Source organism: Campylobacter sp. CNRCH_2016_3089, from assembly GCF_025772505.1.
Lineage (GTDB): Bacteria > Campylobacterota > Campylobacteria > Campylobacterales > Campylobacteraceae > Campylobacter_D > Campylobacter_D lari_D.
In genome coordinates, this window is sequence record NZ_JAKMSF010000004.1 from 28,673 (window position 1) to 46,990 (window position 18,318).

General features: G+C 32.4%; 20 protein-coding genes and 1 pseudogene. 5 read left to right on the forward strand and 16 right to left on the reverse strand.

Features of this window, described 5'->3' with window-relative positions; genetic code table 11:
* Positions 1–57: 57 nt before the first annotated feature.
* A complete protein-coding gene (locus tag L8W69_RS03415) occupies positions 58–1,299 on the forward strand; it encodes a multidrug effflux MFS transporter (protein ID WP_220567024.1) in 1,242 nt (413 codons plus the stop codon).
* 133 nt (positions 1,300–1,432) lie between these two features.
* A complete protein-coding gene (locus L8W69_RS03420; protein WP_263666444.1) occupies positions 1,433–2,014 on the forward strand; it encodes a zeta toxin family protein in 582 nt (193 codons plus the stop codon).
* A 167-nt stretch (positions 2,015–2,181) separates the two neighbouring features.
* On the opposite strand, the gene flgE is transcribed toward L8W69_RS03420, so the two are convergent.
* The 16 genes from flgE to infA form a co-directional block, all read right to left on the reverse strand.
* Positions 2,182–4,644, reverse strand: coding sequence for a flagellar hook protein FlgE (flgE, locus tag L8W69_RS03425; protein ID WP_263666445.1), 2,463 nt, complete (start codon positions 4,642–4,644; stop codon positions 2,182–2,184).
* Positions 4,645–4,779: 135 nt separating this feature from the next.
* Positions 4,780–5,385, reverse strand: a complete 606-nt coding sequence (locus L8W69_RS03430) for an NYN domain-containing protein (protein WP_318529584.1) — start codon at positions 5,383–5,385, stop codon at positions 4,780–4,782.
* A 335-nt stretch (positions 5,386–5,720) separates the two neighbouring features.
* Entirely contained in the window at positions 5,721–6,347 is a 627-nt protein-coding gene (gene hisIE / locus L8W69_RS03435) for a bifunctional phosphoribosyl-AMP cyclohydrolase/phosphoribosyl-ATP diphosphatase HisIE (protein WP_133319155.1), read from the reverse strand.
* A gap of 11 nt (positions 6,348–6,358) precedes the next feature.
* Positions 6,359–7,126 (reverse strand): imidazole glycerol phosphate synthase subunit HisF, encoded by a 768-nt coding sequence (gene hisF, locus L8W69_RS03440; RefSeq protein ID WP_263666446.1) that lies wholly within the window; start codon positions 7,124–7,126, stop codon positions 6,359–6,361.
* Positions 7,108–7,842 (reverse strand): 1-(5-phosphoribosyl)-5-[(5-phosphoribosylamino)methylideneamino] imidazole-4-carboxamide isomerase, encoded by a 735-nt coding sequence (locus tag L8W69_RS03445; RefSeq protein WP_263666447.1) that lies wholly within the window; start codon positions 7,840–7,842, stop codon positions 7,108–7,110. Before L8W69_RS03445 ends, hisF begins: the two co-directional genes overlap by 19 nt.
* A 6-nt stretch (positions 7,843–7,848) precedes the next feature.
* The gene (hisH, locus tag L8W69_RS03450; RefSeq protein WP_263666448.1) at positions 7,849–8,430 is read right to left on the reverse strand and encodes an imidazole glycerol phosphate synthase subunit HisH; all 582 of its coding nucleotides are present in this window, start codon (positions 8,428–8,430) and stop codon (positions 7,849–7,851) included.
* Positions 8,427–9,494 (reverse strand): bifunctional histidinol-phosphatase/imidazoleglycerol-phosphate dehydratase HisB, encoded by a 1,068-nt coding sequence (gene hisB, locus L8W69_RS03455; RefSeq protein ID WP_263660371.1) that lies wholly within the window; start codon positions 9,492–9,494, stop codon positions 8,427–8,429. Before hisB ends, hisH begins: the two co-directional genes overlap by 4 nt.
* Entirely contained in the window at positions 9,491–10,771 is a 1,281-nt protein-coding gene (hisD, locus tag L8W69_RS03460; RefSeq protein WP_263666449.1) for a histidinol dehydrogenase, read from the reverse strand. The genes hisB and hisD overlap by 4 nt, the downstream gene beginning before the upstream one ends.
* 9 nt (positions 10,772–10,780) lie before the next feature.
* Positions 10,781–11,680: an ATP phosphoribosyltransferase gene (gene hisG / locus L8W69_RS03465; RefSeq protein ID WP_133319147.1), complete on the reverse strand. Its 900-nt coding sequence runs from the start codon at positions 11,678–11,680 to the stop codon at positions 10,781–10,783.
* A gap of 116 nt (positions 11,681–11,796) precedes the next feature.
* Entirely contained in the window at positions 11,797–12,150 is a 354-nt protein-coding gene (gene rplQ / locus L8W69_RS03470; RefSeq protein WP_012660847.1) for a 50S ribosomal protein L17, read from the reverse strand.
* Between the two features lie 3 nt (positions 12,151–12,153).
* On the reverse strand, positions 12,154–13,167 hold the full coding sequence (locus L8W69_RS03475; protein ID WP_039627711.1) for a DNA-directed RNA polymerase subunit alpha: 1,014 nt from the start codon (positions 13,165–13,167) through the stop codon (positions 12,154–12,156).
* 14 nt (positions 13,168–13,181) lie between these two features.
* Positions 13,182–13,808, reverse strand: coding sequence for a 30S ribosomal protein S4 (gene rpsD, locus L8W69_RS03480; RefSeq protein WP_263659172.1), 627 nt, complete (start codon positions 13,806–13,808; stop codon positions 13,182–13,184).
* 30 nt (positions 13,809–13,838) lie between these two features.
* On the reverse strand, positions 13,839–14,231 hold the full coding sequence (gene rpsK, locus L8W69_RS03485) for a 30S ribosomal protein S11 (protein ID WP_133319145.1): 393 nt from the start codon (positions 14,229–14,231) through the stop codon (positions 13,839–13,841).
* Between the two features lie 9 nt (positions 14,232–14,240).
* Positions 14,241–14,606, reverse strand: coding sequence for a 30S ribosomal protein S13 (gene rpsM / locus L8W69_RS03490; protein WP_012660843.1), 366 nt, complete (start codon positions 14,604–14,606; stop codon positions 14,241–14,243).
* A 3-nt stretch (positions 14,607–14,609) separates the two neighbouring features.
* The gene (rpmJ, locus tag L8W69_RS03495; RefSeq protein ID WP_002781429.1) at positions 14,610–14,723 is read right to left on the reverse strand and encodes a 50S ribosomal protein L36; all 114 of its coding nucleotides are present in this window, start codon (positions 14,721–14,723) and stop codon (positions 14,610–14,612) included.
* A gap of 173 nt (positions 14,724–14,896) precedes the next feature.
* Entirely contained in the window at positions 14,897–15,115 is a 219-nt protein-coding gene (gene infA, locus L8W69_RS03500; protein ID WP_012660842.1) for a translation initiation factor IF-1, read from the reverse strand.
* Between the two features lie 135 nt (positions 15,116–15,250).
* Here infA and L8W69_RS03505 point away from each other — a divergent pair, with 135 nt between their 5' ends.
* From L8W69_RS03505 to L8W69_RS09360, 3 genes and pseudogenes are all read left to right on the forward strand, one after another.
* Complete coding sequence (locus L8W69_RS03505; protein WP_133319144.1) at positions 15,251–16,540, forward strand: MFS transporter; 1,290 nt, start codon at positions 15,251–15,253, stop codon at positions 16,538–16,540.
* Positions 16,541–16,594: 54 nt separating this feature from the next.
* Positions 16,595–17,518 carry a cytochrome-c peroxidase gene (locus L8W69_RS03510; RefSeq protein WP_263659248.1) on the forward strand — a complete coding sequence of 308 codons (924 nt, stop codon included), beginning with the start codon at positions 16,595–16,597 and terminating at the stop codon, positions 17,516–17,518.
* A pseudogene (locus L8W69_RS09360) lies at positions 17,502–18,176 on the forward strand (DAHL domain-containing protein); the annotation flags it as partial. The gene L8W69_RS03510 and the pseudogene L8W69_RS09360, both read left to right, overlap by 17 nt.
* Positions 18,177–18,318: the final 142 nt, after the last annotated feature.

Here is an 18,318-nt window from a genome sequence, read left to right on the forward strand (position 1 = left end):
TTATTGTTTATTTTAGACTTTTTGCTATACAATGGTAAAAAGACTTTAGGAAATTTTATGCAAAAACACACCCAAATAAAAGGTTTTGAAAAACTCAAACTCATTATCATACTAGGCTTTTTATCTGCCATAGCACCACTTTCAACTGATATGTATTTACCTGCTTTAAATGAAGTAGAAAAAAGCTTTCAAACAAATTCTTTTTACACTCAACTTTCTCTTGCAAGTTTTTTCATCGCCTTTTCTTTAGGTCAGCTTTTATATGGACCATTAAGTGATGTATATGGCAGAAAAAAACCTTTATACATAGGACTTTTTATTTTTATTTCTTCAAGTATTGCTTGTGTTTTAGTTGATTCCATTCATGCTTTTATAGCTTTGCGTTTTTTTGAAGCTTTAGGAGGTTGCGTGGGTGTAGTCGTAGCAAGAGCTATAGTAAATGATGTTTTTGAGCTTAAAGAAGCAGCAGGAGTTTATGCTTTAATGATGGTTTTTACTTCTTTAGCCCCTATGCTTTCTCCTACTTTTGGTGGAATTTTACTTGAATTTTTTTCTTGGCGTAGTATATTTTTAACATTGTTTATCTTAGGCTTTATTTTATTTTTGCTTGTTATTTTTGTTCTAAAAGAAAGCAATCACAACACCAAAGGAAAAAAATTCAATCACAAAGAGGTTACAAAAAGTTACAAAAAAGTTTTAAAAGATCGCCGTTTTGTAGTATATTTGCTTTGTGGAAATTTAATATTTGCAGGTTTTTTTGCTTATTTAACCGGCTCATCTTTTGTTTTTACACGCGTTTTTGGATTAAGCGAGCAACAATACGCAGCCCTTTTTGGAGCTCATGCTCTAAGCTTTGTTATATGTGCAAATATCAATGCAAGATTAGTCCTTAGATTTTCTCCTTATTATATACTCCCTAGAGCGCTTATGGTGATTACTTTTTTAACTTTTTTACTCATTTTGGGTGCAACTTTTGAGCTAGGTTTTTGGGCTTTTGAAATTCCTTTGTGTTTTATCATAGCAAGTTTGGGTTTTATCCTGCCAAATACCACAACCTTAGCTATGGCAAGATCAAAACAAAATGCAGGCAGTGCTTCAGCACTCTTAGGTGCAGCACAATTTGCTATGGCGGGAGTAATGGCATTTTTAGTAAGTCTTTTAAATGCTAATACACCTATATTTTTATCACTTATTTTAGGAACTTGCACATTTTTATCTTTGATTTCTTATCTGAGTTTGATTAATAAAAGAAAGTTAAATAAAATCAAAAAGAAGTTAAGCGTGATTTCTCACGCTTAATTAAGCAATATTTTTGAAAAGATTCACTAACTATATCGAACCTTTTTCAAAAAACTTTATATTTATTTTCAAAACACTTATAAACAATTTATGTTAAAATTTCTCATCAATCAATAAAATAAAGGCTTTATTAATGAAAAAAATAGCTACTATTTTTGCAGGAGCCGAAGGATGTGGAAAAACTACCTTATATTATAATGAACTTGAAAAAAACAAAGACTTTGGACTTAGAATCAACATCGATGAAATCGTAAGTAGCTTTGGTGATTGGAAAAATCAAGAAGATCAATTTAGAGCTTCAAGGATAGCCATTAAAATGCGTGAAAACTATATTAAAAAAGCTTATGATTTTAACCAAGAAACCACACTTTGTGGCACTAGCATTTTATCTTTATTCAAAAAGCTACAAAAAAATTCTTACACTATAAATCTTTACTACATCGGACTAGACTCTCCAAACACGGCAAAACAAAGAGTTAAAATTCGCGTAGCTAAAGGCGGGCATGATATAAAAGAAGAACTTATAGAAAAAAGATACTACGAGTCTTTACAAAATTTTAACACCGTTGCTAAATTCTGTAATCGCATTACTATTTTTGACAATACTCAAAATTATAAAAAACTCTTAGAATTTAAAAACAACAAGCTAGAAGTATTTGAAACTACCAAATGGCTAGAACCATTAATGATAAATTTTAAAAATCCAAGTTTATAAATTTTTATTTTAACTTGTCGATATGCAAATCATGCTACTCACTCCTTAAGGCAAGAAAGAAGTGAGTTAGCAATAGATTGAAGGCTTCAAGGCTATCAAGTATTACAAGGCTACCTCGATAACCTTGTAAAGCTTGATCCCAAGGTTTTTAAAACCTTGGGTTAAGATTATTGTTTTAATTGAAGCAAAGTATTTAAAAGCTGATCACTTGTGGTAATCGTTTTTGAGTTTGCTTGATAACCCCTTTGGATTACGATAAGCTCTGTTAATGCACGACTTAAATCCACATTTGACATTTCTATGGCTGAGCCTTTTAAGCCCCCTCTACCACCTTCGCCCGCATGACCTATAGTAGCTGTTCCTGAGTTTGCTGTCGCTTTATAAAGGTTATTACCCATTTCTTCAAGACCCATATTATTTGGGAAAGTAGCTAGAGCAACCTTAGCTAGCGCTAGAGTTTTACCATTTGTAAATTCTCCATAGATATAACCATTCTCATCAGTTCTTAATGCATCTGGCTTTAGATTACCCCCTGTGTAACCATCTGTTTCTTGTTTAGTAGTAGATGAGTCTTTATCATAGCTTGTTAAACCATCAAAACCACCTGTTGTTCCAAAGTCAAGTTTTATAACTTGATCAGGTTTTGAGCCGTTATTTCCGGTGAAATTTAATACATTTGGTGTATAGCTTTGAAGTGAGCCATCATTACCAAATCTTAAATTTCCTACTACTATATTTCCCGGAGCACCATCACCACTAAAATTAATCTCTGCAGGTTCAGGCACTGAAATGATGATAGACCATTCAGCCCCACCATCTGCTGTTTTAGTTTGTTTAGTAAATTGCACGGTTAGCTCATGTCTAGTTCCTAATGAGTCAAAGATTTCTATACTAGCAGTATGAGCTGATAAATACATATCTTGAGAATATTTTTCATTATTACCTGCGTTGAAATTTCCATCTAAGGCACTAAACATCGCTGTGAATTTATCATTAGTAGCGATTTTATTTACCTCATCTGAAAAACCTGTAACTTTAAAAGTCATGTCTTTCCCGCCTGTAGGATTTGTTATTTTAAATCTACCATCACTTTCTACGACTACTTCTACTAAAGGATTTGCATCTGCTTGTCCTGGAGTTCCATTCTGTCCATCTCCATGGTTTTCCAAAACACCATCTCCATCATAGTCCACACCCCATCTAGCATCTCTTTGTAAAAGCTCTCTTAAATCTTCGGTAGTGTGAAAAACTCTTCTACCATTCATAGTAGGCATATTAGCATTGGCTGGTGGTTGAGCAGCAGGATTAGGATTTTCTCCTATATCTACACTATTTGAACTGTATATATACTCATGTGCTGTTACCACTTGAACATTCAATTTACCTGTTCCATTTGGTTGACCATTATCAGTTCCAAGCCAAACATTTTCTCCTGTCCCATTTGCAACTAGAGATCCTGTAAGATCCCCTGTACTAGCATTATCATTTCTAGATCTAACTTGAACACCTGCTGTAGTTTCACGATTTACAACTATATTTAAATTTTTTGATTTTGCTGTGGTTCCAGTGCTATTATCATTAGTAAAAGTGATTTTACCATCTACTATAGCTGCTACTACTCCGGTTTCTGAAGTCTTAGCATTAATAGCATTGATAAAAGTTTCTTTACCTATACCTTCGGCTACTATATTTACACCATTAATTGTTATATCTAATTTAGCAGGATGTTGATTTTCTCCATCTTTAAATCCCCAAAAAGTATAGTTTGTACCGTTACTCCATTGAGCTCTATCTGTTGGTAAGTCTTGTGCTAAATTTACATTTGAAGTATGTTTAGCATCAGCATAGCTTACCCATATACCTTGTCCATCTCTTAGGTTTAAGCCTTCACCTTGAGCGTTAAATACTACACCCATATCTACACCTTTTTCAGTTACTTGGGCTCCACTTTTTGAAGTAGTATAAAACTCAGTATGTCCGGTATCATTTTCGTCTATCGTTGTTCCGGTATCTTCTCTTCTACCATGAGTAGAATCAAGAGCATATATAGGACGCTTAGCAGAAGCATTCATACCTAAAGTATTACCACTATCTAAATTTGCTGTAAGACTTACTGAAGTACTTGCTCTAGCAGGCATACTCATACCAGGTGGGATAACTATATCTTGCACTGAAGTTGAAGAGTCAATTTGACCTGTTTCTTGATTATAATTCCAGCCTTGAACGGTGTAGCCGTTATTATCTACGAAATTTCCTACTGCGTCTGTTTTAAAGTCCCCTGCACGGGTGAAAAACTGCGTAGTGCCACCATCATTTGAAACGATGAAAAATCCATCACCATTGATAGCCATATCGGTGTTTTTATCTGTAGTTTGGATATTACCTTGAGAGTGAATTCTAGTAGTAGAATTTACACCTGCACCAAGTCCAACTTGCATAGGGTTTTTACCACCTAGGTTGCCATCTGGAGCTGTAGCTATCTTAGAAGTTTGACTCATAAGCGTTGAGAAATCCGCACGAGAATATTTAAAACCAAATGTATTAACATTGGCTATGTTATTACCTTCTACATCCATTGCGTATTGGTGTGCTTGGAGTCCTGAAACCCCAGCCCAAAGAGATCTCATCATAATTAAATCCTTTAAAAAATATTGCTTTGTGATTACTTCACAATCTACTATTGCTTAGCCAAGACAAAGCAATAAGTGTTCCAAAAATGTAAATATTTCTAAAACTTGTATAAATTTATAATGTGAATTGTGTAATTAAGAATTGCTAGTATTTTTAAAGACTGATGAAAGAATATCTATATGCTCTAATAAACCTTTTTTGATTTGAGAATTTGGAACTCTCATAGGATCTAACTGAACAATAACCCCTTCTTTTCTTGCGTGTTTTATAGCCGGTATAAAATCGCTATCTGCAGTGATAAGAATGATTTTTTCAATTTGCTTTTTTATAGATAAAGTAGCAATATCTAGTCCTATTTTCATATCAACACCTTTTTGCCTAATATCTAAAACAAAATCATCCTCAGTTAAACTATCGATTTCTATCTCTTTATATAAAAGTTGTTTAAATTTATCATAATTTTTGATTTTCCATTGGAAGTTATTTTCATCAATCTCGCCCAATCTTACAGCAAAATATGGTTGCTGTCTTAAACAATCTAATAATCTAGTTCTAAATTTAAAAGTATCGGTTTTTCCAAGATTTAATGATTTATCTGTTTTTTCTATGGGCGGTATTGGAACATTTTTATTTAATGGTTCGCAGTCATAAACATAAACTCTATATAAATAATCTCTATTTCTTTTAACAGACTCAAACACATAATCTTTTAATCTTTTAGCTAATTCTTCAGGAGTCATATCTTTGATATGTTTTAAAGTGTTATATCTTTCTATAAAAAAGGATAAATCTACCAAAACAGCAGTTTTTCTAGGCTGTATAACAGAAAAGTTTATATCTTCACTAAAATTATTCATAAAAGCCCTACTATACATAACGAGATGTCAATCTAAAAATAAACGGCTAGACGACTTCTCGCTATGCAATGATGATTTATTATAACATAATAAATTAAAATTGCTATAACTTTTCAAAAAGACATTTGTAAAAATTTTGTAAAGTTTTTTAAAAATTACTCGATATAGTCAGTGAATCTTTTCAAAAATATTGCTTAATTAAGCGTGAGAAATCACGCTTAACTTTTATTTCTTTCTTTTAATTTAGCAATCACATCATTTAAACTCAAATCCGCATCAGCTAATAACACTTCTAAATGATAAAGTAAATCAGCAGCTTCATTTATCAACTCATCTTTATCTTTAATAGTAGCAGCCAAAGCGGTTTCAACGCCTTCTTCACCTACTTTTTGTGCTATGCGTTTAGTGCCTTTTGAAAAAAGTTCAGCCGTGTAAGAAGAGCTTGCACAAGTGTTTTTGCGTGAGTTGATAAGTCTTTCAAGACGCGATAAAAATACAAAATCAGCTTTTTTAGAAAGCGTTTCAAAACAAGAAGTATCGCCTGTATGACAAGTAGCGCCTTGAGCTTTTACAAGGATTAAAATACAATCTCTATCACAATCAAGTCCCATATCTATGATATGCAAGAAATTCCCACTTTGCTCGCCTTTCATCCACAAACGCTCTTTAGTGCGTGAGTAAAATACAACCTTTTGGTGCTTAAAACTCTCTCTTAGAGCTTGTTCATTCATAAAACCTTGCATTAAAACTTCACAAGAATGATAATCTTGGATTATCACGGGGATAAGGTTATTTACCTTTTGCCAATTTATGCTTTTTATAAATTCTTCTTCATTTATACCCATAGTTTTTCCTTTTAAATACGAATTTGTATGCCTTGATCTTTTAAAAATAGTTTTAATTCTTTAATATCTATAAGTTTTTTATGAAACACTGAAGCTGCTAAAGCTCCATCAACACCAAGTTTAAAAGCGTCTAAAAAATGCTCTTTAGCTCCTGCGCCACCGCTTGCTACTAAAGGCACAGGACAAATTTGTCTAACCTTGGTAAGTTGATCTAGATCATAACCCTTTCTCATGCCATCTTGATTCATCATATTTAGCACGATTTCGCCAGCTCCTAGCTCGCATACTTGCTTTACCCACTCTAGTGTTTTTTTACCACTATGATGAGATTTGCTCTCATCTCCGGTGTATTTATAGACTAAAAACTCGTTGTTTTCATCTTTAAAAGTATCTATACCTACGACTACGCATTGCACTCCAAAGCTTTTTGCAAGGCGTGAGATTAAATCAGGATCATTTAAAGCAGGGGAATTAATAGAAATTTTATCAGCACCATTTGCTAAAAGTTCTTTTGCGTCATCTTCGCTTTTTATACCTCCTGCAACGCAAAATGGTATAGAGATATTTTGTGCTACTTTGCTTACCCAAGCTCTATTGATACGCTCATTCTTGGCTGAAGCTGTAATATCATAAAATACAAGCTCATCAATGCCATTTTGTGAGTAAAATTTAGCAAGTTCTATAACATCTCCCATATCTTCATGATTTTTAAACTGCACCCCTTTAACTACTCTACCATCTTTTACATCTAAACATGCGATTATGCGTTTTGTAAGCATTCTTGAGCCTCCTTTATGCTAAATTCTTTATCAAGCAAGGCTTTACCTACGATGATACCACTTACTATGCCATTTAGCTTTTTAAAATCTTCTAAGCTCGCCACACCTCCACTTGCTTGGGTTTGCAAATGTGGAAATTTCTCATGCAAAGCTTTGTATAAAGTGATGTTTGCTCCACTCATCGTGCCATCTTTAGAAATATCTGTGCATAAGATATGTTTTACATCTTTATAAAAATTTAAAAGCCCAAACAAACTCTCATCGCTTGTTTTACTCCATGCATCAACAGCCACAAAAAACTCATCTTTAACGCAAATACTATCAAGCGCTAAGACTATACTTTCTACACCAAATTCACTCAAAAGCTCTTGTGTAAGGGGCTTATTTTTAACCGCTAAAGAGCCTATAACTACGCGTTTAACACCACTATCAAACAAAGCTTTAACCTCATCTTTAGTGCGAATTCCTCCACCTACTTGAAGATTTACTTTGATTTTTGAAGCTAAGTTTTCTATGAGTTTTAGTTGTCTTTTACTAGGATCTTTTGCACCGCTTAAATCCACCAAATGAAGCCAAACAACACCTTGAGCCTCATACTCTTGAAATTTAACTAAAGGATCAAAGCTGTATTCTTGCTTTTTAGCATAATCTCCTTTATAAAGCCTTACTACTTTACCATCTATTAAGTCCAATGCTGGAATGATTTGAGTTTGCATTTTTACCTACATATTTATGAAATTTTTTAATAATACTTCGCCCGCTTCGCCGCTTCTTTCAGGGTGAAACTGCACACCATAAAAATTGTCTTTATTTAAACTTGCACTAAATTTGGTAGAATACTCACACTCTGCGATGGTGTATTCATTTAGCCCCACACAATAACTATGCACAAAATAAAAATAAGCTCCATCTAAGCCTTTAAAAAGCTCATGAGAGCTAAAGACTTGATTCCACCCCATATGTGGGAAAGTAAAATTTGCTTTTTCTTGGAATTTTTGTGTTTCAAAAGGCATAATACCAAGTGTTTTTTGGTGTAATTCTTCTGAAAATTTACCCAAAATTTGCATACCAAGACAAATGCCTAAAAGTGGTTTTGTGGTAGTTTGGATAAAATTTTCTAAATTGAGTGCTTGTAGATTAGCCATTGCTTTAGCTGCTGTGCCAACCCCAGGAAGTAAGAGCTTATCTGCTTGTGAGAGTTCTTTTAAATCATGCGTGATAATACTTTTTTGTCCTAAACGCTCGAGTGCAAAAGCAAGTGAAGCTAAATTCGCACAACCTGTATCTATAATCGCTAGTTTCATATCACTCCTTTAGAGCTTGCTAGGTTTTCATTTTCTATTTTTATAGCCATTTTTAAAGCTCTCGCAAAGGCTTTAAAAAGCCCTTCGGCTTTGTGATGATCGTTTTTGCCTTTAACTTTTAAATGCAAACTCGCACCCATAGCATAGCTTAGTGAGTAGAAAAAATGCTCTATCATTTCTGTGCTTAATTCTCCAAGCTTTTCTTTTTTAAATTTAGCCTTATAAACTAAATGCGGTCTATTACAAAAGTCAATCGCGCAACTTGCCAAGCACTCATCCATAGGTAAAACAAAGCCATATCTTGCAATACCTATTTTTTGATCAAGTGCATTTTTAATAGCCTCGCCCAAAGCAAGTGCGATATCTTCTACGCTGTGATGTTCATCAACTTCTAAATCCCCTTTGCATTTTATCTCTAAAGATATATTTGCATGCGTAGCAATTTGCTCTAACATATGATCAAAAAATGCGATATTTGTTTTTATATTAGCTTTTGCTTTTTCATTAAAAGCTATTTTAACTTGAATTTGAGTTTCTTTGGTATTACGCTCTATACAGGCGCTGCGGTAATTTTGCAAAATAAAATCAGCGATTTGCTCCCAATTAAAGTCGTTTTTGTCATATTTTAAACCTTGAATTTCAAGATTTTGTGCCAAAAGCATATCGCTGTCTCTATCGCCGATAACAAAACTTTTATTTTTGTCATAAAGTTTATTTTTGATGTAGTTTTCAAGCATGGCAGTTTTTGGCTTCCTGCAGGCGCAATTTTCATGCTCAAAATGCGGACATATAAAAATATCTTCAAATTCTATGCCACAACTTTGAAAAACACTTAGCATTTTTTCATGAGCCTTGTCAAAATTTTCCCTAGGAAAAGAATTTGTGCCTAGACCATCTTGATTACTTACCATAACAAATTTAAAACCAAAATTTTTTAACTTTAAAAGCGCATTGATAGCACCTTTTTCAAACTCAAGTTTTTCCAAAGAATCGATTTGAAAATCATCTTTTGGCTCATCAATGAGCGTGCCATCTCTATCGATAAATAAAATTTTTGCACTCATTTTAGACTTTCTAATCTTAAACTCACGGCATTTTTATGCCCATCAAGCCCTTCAGCTGCTGCTAAAATTTCCACCACAGGACCAAGCTTTTTAAAGCCTTCTTTGCTAAGTTCTTGTACAGTCATTCTTTTCATAAAATCAGCAAGCCCTAGTGAAGAATAAGACTTGGTAAAACCATAAGTTGGCAATACATGATTTGTTCCACTTGCATAATCTCCCATAGATTCTGGAGAATACTCACCTAAAAATACCGAACCTGCATGCATAATATCATCAAGCAAGCTAGATGGATTTTGTGTATGAATGATCAAATGCTCGGGTGCATAGTCATTTGAAATACTTATGGCATGTTTTATATCTTTTGCAAGAATGATTTTAGAGTGTGCTAAAGATTTTGAAGCAATTTCTTTACGCGAGAGTTTTTCAAGCTGTAAAGCAACTTCATTATCTACTTCTTTAGCTAATTTTTCACTTGTGCAAACTAAAATCGCTTGAGAATCTGCTCCATGTTCAGCTTGCGAGAGTAAATCTGAAGCTATAAATTTAGCATTAGCAAACTCATCTGCTAAAACTAACACTTCAGAAGGCCCTGCTTGCATATCAATAGCTACTCCATGATTATTAACTTGCTTTTTGGCTTCAGTTACAAAAGCATTTCCTGGGCCAAAAATTTTATCTACTTTTTGCACACTTTGCGTTCCATAAGCAAGCGCTGCTATAGCTCCTGCTCCACCTATTTGATACACTGCATCAACTTCACAAAGTTTTGCCACAAAAGCAATGGCAGGATGTAATGGCGCTGGGGAAGCTAAGGCTATGAATTTACATTTTGCAATTTTAGCAGGGATAGCTAGCATAAGTGCGGTTGAAAAAAGTGGTGCTAAGCCTCCTGGTATATAAAGCCCTACTTTTTCAATGGCTCTTGTTAGCACCTTGCAAGTTACCCCTTCAAAGGTTTGAACCTCTATGGTTTGACTTTCTTGAGCTTTGTGGAATTTATAGATATTTTCATAAGCTATTTTGATAGCTTGTTTTAACTCATCATCAATTTGCTCTGCTAAATTACTAAGCTCTTCATCGCTTAGTTTGATGGAATTTAACTCTACTTTATCAAATTTTACAGCCATTTGCTTTAAAGCTTCATCGCCATTTGTTTTAACATCTTCAATGATTTGTTCTACTATGGTTTTAACCTGTGCATTAGCACTCATAGCAGGACGCTTGAGTGCTAATTCTTGTTCGTTTTGGTTTAATTTTTCAAAATCAAGTATTTGCATTTTTATCCTTTAAGAGAGCATTTTTTCAATAGGTAAAACTAAAATCGCACTTGCACCTTCTTTTTTTAAAGCTTCCATAGTTTCCCAAAATAAATTTTCTTGACTTACCATATGCAGTGCCACTCTAGCTTTATCATTTTCTAAAGGTAAAATCGTAGGTTTTTCAACACCTGGTAATAAAGCTGTGATTTTTTCTAGCTTTTCAATAGGAGCATGTAACATGATGTATTTTGACTCTCTTGCTTGCATAACTCCATGAATTCTAATGAGTAATTTATCGATTAATTCTTGTTTGTGTGAAGCTAAACTTTCTTTTCTTTGGATAATGCAAGCTTTTGACTTATAAATTACCATAACTTCTTTAAGTCCGTTTGCTTTTAAAGTAGCTCCACTTGAAACTAAATCACAAATTCCATCAGCTAAATTTGCACTTGGTGCTACTTCAACTGAGCCTGTTAGCATACAAGTTTTATAAGGGATGTTATTTTCTTCCATAAAACGCTTTAAAAGCTGTGGATAAGAAGTTGCTATGCGTAAATTTTTAAAACTTTCTATACCTTTATACTCACTATTTTCTGGTAATGCTAAAGACAAGCGGCACCCACCAAAATCAAGTTTTTTAAGCATTATAAAATCTGCATTTTCGTTTTTTGATTTTCTTTCTAACTCATTTTCTTCTAAAACATTTTCTCCAACTATGCCAAGATCTACTACTCCATCAAAAATTAACCCTGGTATATCATCATCTCTTACTCTAAGTAAATCAATAGGTAAATTTGTAGAAAAAGCAATTAAACTTTGATCGTGTATGCGAAGTTTTACGCCTATAGACTCAAGCAAGGCAATAGAATCTTTACTTAAACGACCTGATTTTTGTATAGCTATGCGTAATCTTGAATTTTCTTGCATTTTTTTCCTTTTTTGTAGTTAAAAAGATTAATAGTAGCAAAAAATGGATAAAAATACAAAAAATAGTAAGTAAATAAATAAAAATAAGAAGTTTTTAGCCTTTAAAAGGCTAAAAATTAAGCTACGAATTCGATGAAAGCCATTTCTGCAGCATCGCCACGACGAATTCTTGTTTTGATAATTCTTGTATAACCACCATTTCTATCTGCGAATTTAGGTGCAATTTCTGTTACAAGCTTATTTGTAGCTTCTTTATCTTGCAAGCTAGCAAAAACTGCTCTGTGAGCATTGAAATCACCTTTTCTTGCACGAGTGATCAATCTTTCAACATAACCTCTTAATTCTTTTGCTTTAGGTAATGTTGTTTCTATTTTACCTGCTTTAATAATAGCAATGGTAAGGTTTTTTAACAAGGCTGCACGATGAGTAGAAGTGCGACCTAACTTTCTATATCCATGTCTATGTCTCATTGATTATCCTTCATTTTGTGCTTTTAATTCTGTAATTTTTTTCTTTAGCGTTTCTTTTGCACTATCACTGAGTTTTGAATTTCCTATAGGGAAACCTATAGATTCCATTACACTTTTAATCTCATCTAAAGATTTTTTACCAAGATTTTTTAAATCTGCAAGTTCGCTAACACTCATTAAAGCAAGTTCACCAATATAAACTACATTTGCTTTTTCTAAGCAGTTAAAACTTCTTGCACTTAAATTTAACTCAGTTATATTTTGAAGTAATTTTACATGTTCTACTTCATTATTTGGTGTTTGACTTCTTACAACGCTTTGTGCATTAGTGATTTTATCAAACACTGATAATTGTTTATACATTGCTTCTAAAGCATTTTTAAAAGCGTCACTTGGTGAAATTTGACCATCAGTTGTGATTGTAAAAACAACTTTTTCATAATCTGGATTATCTTCAAAAAGCACTTTTTCTATATCATAAACCGCATGTTTTACCGGAGTAAAGAACGCATCAAGTGCTATAAATTCAGGATCTAAGAAATTTTGAATTTCTTCAGAAGGCACATAACCTATACCTTTTTCAATGATTAAAGTAAATTCTAAATCTGCATCTTCATTAATCGTTGCAAGATAGCTATCTGCATTCACAACTTCAACAACTTCATTGTCTAAGTCTTTTCCGCAAATTTCTTTTGGTCCTTTAAAACTAAAAGTTACGATTTCTTTTTCAGAATCTGTTTTTAGTTTAAATCTTAATTTTTTTAGATTGATAATAAACAATGCTACATCTTCAAGCATACCGCGCATACTATCAAATTCATGTGCTACGCCTTTGATTTTAACTCCTGTTGGAGCAAAACCTACTGTGCTTGAATAAAGCAAACGACGCAAAGGATGCGCCAAAGTAATAGCATAACCAATTTCAAAAGGCCATGCACTTACTTTTGCTACTGTATCACTGATATTTTCAATACTAAACTCTGTTGGTGTATAAGCAGAAGTTGTAATATGTCTCATATCAAAAACCTTTATTATTTAGAGTACAACTCAACGATATATCTTTCCTCAACTGGAATGATAACTTCTTCTCTTTCAGGTTTTCTTGTAAAAATTCCAAATCTTTTATCTTTTTCTACATCAACCCAAGCAACTATACCAGTTTGAGCAGTAAGTTCGATCGCTCTTGAAATTTGAGGATTGTTTTTGCTTTTTTCAATCACTTCAACTTTTTGACCTGCTTCTACTCTATAACTAGGAATATCTACTCTTTTACCATTTACTAAAATGTGTCCATGAGTTACAAGTTGTCTAGCAAAACGGCGTGTTGTAGCAAAACCCATTCTATAAACAACATTATCAAGTCTTTGTTCTAAAAGCTGGATCAAAAGCGCACCGGTATTGCCATCTTTTCTAGCAGCTTCACTAAATAATCTTCTAAATTGTTTTTCACTAACACCATACATAAATTTAGCTTTTTGTTTTTCTCTTAATTGAAGTCCATATTCACTAATTTTAGCTTTTCTTTGTCCATGCTGACCTGGTGCGTAAGGGCGTTTATCTAAAGCACTTTTACCTGCTAATCTTCTTTCGCCTTTCATTGCCAAGCTTACGCCAAGTCGTCTTTCTAATTTTTCTACTGGTCCTCTATATCTTGCCATTATAATTCTCCTAAATCTTATATCTTATTCTTAGACACGACGACGTTTTGGTGGTCTACAACCATTATGAGCTAATGGGGTAATATCTTTTAAGAAAGTTACTTTGATACCTTCCATAGCACCTACACTTTTAACTGCTGTTTCACGACCACTTCCTGGCCCTTGTACTTTAATGCCTACTTCTTTAATACCATGTTCTTTTGCTTTATTTAAAGCATCTTCTACTGCTTGTTGCGCCGCATAAGGAGTTGATTTTTTAGAACCTTTAAATCCTAAACCACCTGCACTACTCCATGCAATAGCATTTCCCATTTCATCAGTTACAGTAACCATAGTATTATTAAATGTTGCACTGATATAAACTATACCTTTAGCTATATTTTTTTTAACTATTTTTTTCTTAACAACTTTTCTTTTTGCCATTTTCTATCCTTATGATTTTGCACCAACGGTTTTTCTCTTACCTTTTCTAGTTCTGGCATTTGTTTTTGTTTTTTGACCACGAACCGGTAAGCCTTTTCTATGTCTTAAGCCTCTAAAGCTTCCTAGATCCATTAATGCTTTGATATCCATAGCAACTTGTTTTCTAAGATCACCCTCAACCATATAGTTTTCTTGAATTTCTTTACGGATAGCCGCTGCTTCGTCCTCACTTAACTCATGAACTCTTTTATCATAAGAAATTCCGGTTTTATCTAAGATTTTTCTTGAAGTATGTAAACCTATACCATAAATATAAGTCAAACCATATTCAATTCTTTTTTTCTTTGGTAAATCTACACCTGCAATACGAGCCATAAATTATCCTTGTCTTTGTTTGTGTTTTGGATTTTCGCAAATAATGCGAACTACGCCTTTACGACGAACTACTTTGCATTTGTCACACATCTTTTTAACAGATGGTCTAACTTTCATGCTTTACTCCTGTTATTGTAAATTCCACTTTTTTACAACTGCACCAGGTTTTTAGAGCAACCAACTATTTTCAAAATAAGTGGTGATTTTGAAAATACTTCTTCATACAGTTTTATTGCAATTTCTGCAAAAGTGCTAATTATACTTTACTTTTGCTTTTAAACAACTTAGACTTATTTGTATCTAAATGTAATACGACCCTTATCAAGACTATAAGGCGTTAGCTCTACTTTAACTCTATCGCCAGGCATAATTCTAATATAATGCATACGCATTTTACCTGCAATATGACAAAGTATCACATGTTTATTATCTAATTCGACTTTAAAAGTCGCATTAGGTAAAGCTTCGATTACATTACCATCGATTTCGATAATATCATCTTTTGCCAATATTTCTCTCCTTTCTATAAAATACAAAGCTATTATTTTATCACAATTTTTCTTTTTAAATTTTTAATATTTTTTTACAAACTATAATATTTTTACTATAATTACAAAATTACTACAAAAAGAAAGTATTTATAGATGTCAAAAACTTTAAAAAGAGGTGATTTTAAAACTCTTTCCTTATCTTCTTTGGGTGGAGCTTTAGAATTTTATGATTTTGTTATTTTTGTATTTTTTGCTAATTATATTTCAAGAAATTTTTTTCCTAGTGATTTAAGTGATTTTTGGAAACTTTTAAACACTTATGGAGCTTTCGCGGCAGGATATTTAGCTAGACCAATCGGTGGTATAATTATGGCACATTTTGGAGATAAAATGGGTCGCAAAAAGATGTTTATGCTTAGTATATTACTCATGGTGCTTCCAACTTTCTCTCTAGCTTTTATACCTACTTTTGAAACTATAGGATATTTTGCTCCTATTTTTTTACTACTTGTTAGAATAGCTCAAGGTATAGCTATAGGCGGAGAACTCCCTGGCGCTTGGGTATTTGTAAAAGAACATGCACCCGATGGAAGAGATAGTTTTTATATTAGCGCTATTAATGCTTCTATGGCTTTTGGAATTCTTTTAGGTTGTATTGTTGCCTTAGCGATTAATCATTACTTTGATCAAGAAGCAATTTATGAATATGCTTGGCGTATTCCATTTGCTATAGGTGGATTTTTTGGTATCATTTCTATATATCTTAGAAAATTTTTAGAAGAAACACCTGTTTTTCAAAAAATGCGACAAGAAAATGATTTAGAAAAATTTCCTTTAAAAACACTTTTTAAAGAAAAAAATATTTATTTAGACATCATTGCTTCTATGCTTTTAACTTGGATGCTCACGGCCTGCGTGATAATACTTATTTTACTTATGCCTAATTTTATATCAGAAGTTTTGATTCTTGATAAAACAGATGCGATTTTAATCCAAATGTTTGCAATAGTAATTTTATCTTGTGGAACTTTACTTGCTGGAATTTGGGTTGATAAATTTGGTTTTTTAGCTACCGCTTTAATTTTTACCATAGGATTTAGTTTATCGTGCTTTTTTTATTTTTATTTTTTCTATGCTCAAATTTTGCATTTGAGTATATATTTTTATTTTATAGCGTGTTTTTTTGGTGGTATTAATGCTTTAGCACCTATTTTAATGTGTAAAATTTTTAAGCCAAGCATTCGTTTTAGTGGAATTTCTTTTTCTTATAATATAGCTTATGCAATAGCGGGTGGCTTCACTCCTCAACTTGTATTTGCATTACATTCTTTGGCTATAAAACCTGAAAATCCTTTCGTGTATGGAATTTTTATTTATATTTTGTTCTTATCCCTGATAACACTGATAACTACCATATTTACTTATAAGAGGTTAAGATTTTAATGTTATAATTAAAAAAAATTATTAATTAAAAATTTATAAAATTAAAGGAAAATGATTATGAAAATTTTTATTGTTTTAATACTTTCTTTGTTACCACTTTTAGCATTTGAAATGATTACACCTATACCAGAAGGCATTCCTTATAATAAAGAAAAAGCTATTTTAGGAAAAAAACTCTATATGGATACAAGTTTATCAAAAGATAAAAAAGTATCTTGCAATAGTTGTCATGATATTGCAAATTTTGGAGTAGATAATAAAACTTTTTCAACAGGTATTAATGGCATAATAGATGAGCCATTCCATACTCCTACAAATTTTAATGCCGTTTTTAGCCTAGCACAATTTTGGAGAGGCAATGCAAAAGATTTACAAGAACAAGCCAAACATCCTTTGTTAAACCCTAAAGAAATGGGGTTAAAAGATGCAGATGAAGTGGTGCAAATAGTAAAAACTAACGCAATTTATGAAAAAGAATTTAAAAGACTTTACGGAGAAGTTACCTTTGATAATATAGCAGATGCTTTAGCTGAATTTCAAAAAACCTTACTTACGCCAAATTCCCCATTTGACCGCTACTTAAAGGGAGATAAAAATGCTATAAGCGAACAAGCAAAAAGAGGCTATAATGCCTTTTTATCAAATGGTTGTATAGCGTGCCATCAAGGACAAAATATAGGTGGAAATATGTATCAAAAAATGGGGGTATTTGTTCCTTATGATAATGGAACAAATTGGAAAGGACGCTATGAGATCACTCAAGATCCTCACGATCAATTTGTAGTAAAAGTGCCAAGTCTTAGAAACATAGCCAAAACTGCTCCTTATTTTCATGATGGTTCTATGCCAACACTTGATGCTTGCGTACAATTTATGGCGTATTATCAGCTTGGTAAATTTTTAGAGCAAGATGTAGTTGATGATATAGTTGCATTTTTAAATTCTTTAACAGGAGAATACCATGATCCACTCAAATAAAAAAACTTTCTCTTTTTTAAAACAATTCATCACTTTATCCATAGTGGTTTTGGTATTGCTTTTAACTTTGACTTTATTTATTTTTAATACTTACAATACCACCAAAAGAAATTCACTTATTATGGATTCTTTTCAAAAATTAGAAATTCTAGATACTAAAATAGATGAAATTTTTAAAAATAAACTAAATCTACAAAACTATGACATTAGCGTCAAACTAGTAAGAGATTTTGAAAATACTTTAGCTATTTTAAAAGCCAATGAAATAGATACTAAAAAGCTAGAAGCAATTTTTCAGAAAAAAAATACACAACTACAACATTTTAAATCAGCCAATTCTATTGCTATAAATTCAAAGCTTTATCTTTACGAAATTCAACAAGAAATCATCAAACAAACAAATCAATTAACACTCACTACTCAAGAGGCTAAACAAATAGAATATATAGGAAATATTTTAAGCATTATAGGAACTATGGATATATTAGAACCTTTAGCGCAAAATAGATTACAAAATCTTGTCACAAATTTAAACGCAAAAGATTCTCAATTACCACAAGAGTTATTTGAGCTTTTTAATACACATTGTAAGATGATATTAAGTCAAATTAAAATATTAAAAGATAATTCTCAAAGTTTTCTTGATCAAGAACTGCAAAAACAAATTCTAGCACACCAAAATTTAATTGCTAAAAATATCAATCTACAAAATAAATATAATCTTTATACAGCTATAGGAATTTTCCTATTTACCTTAGTTGTATTGATTTTTTTCATACTTTTAACATTAAAAAAAGTAA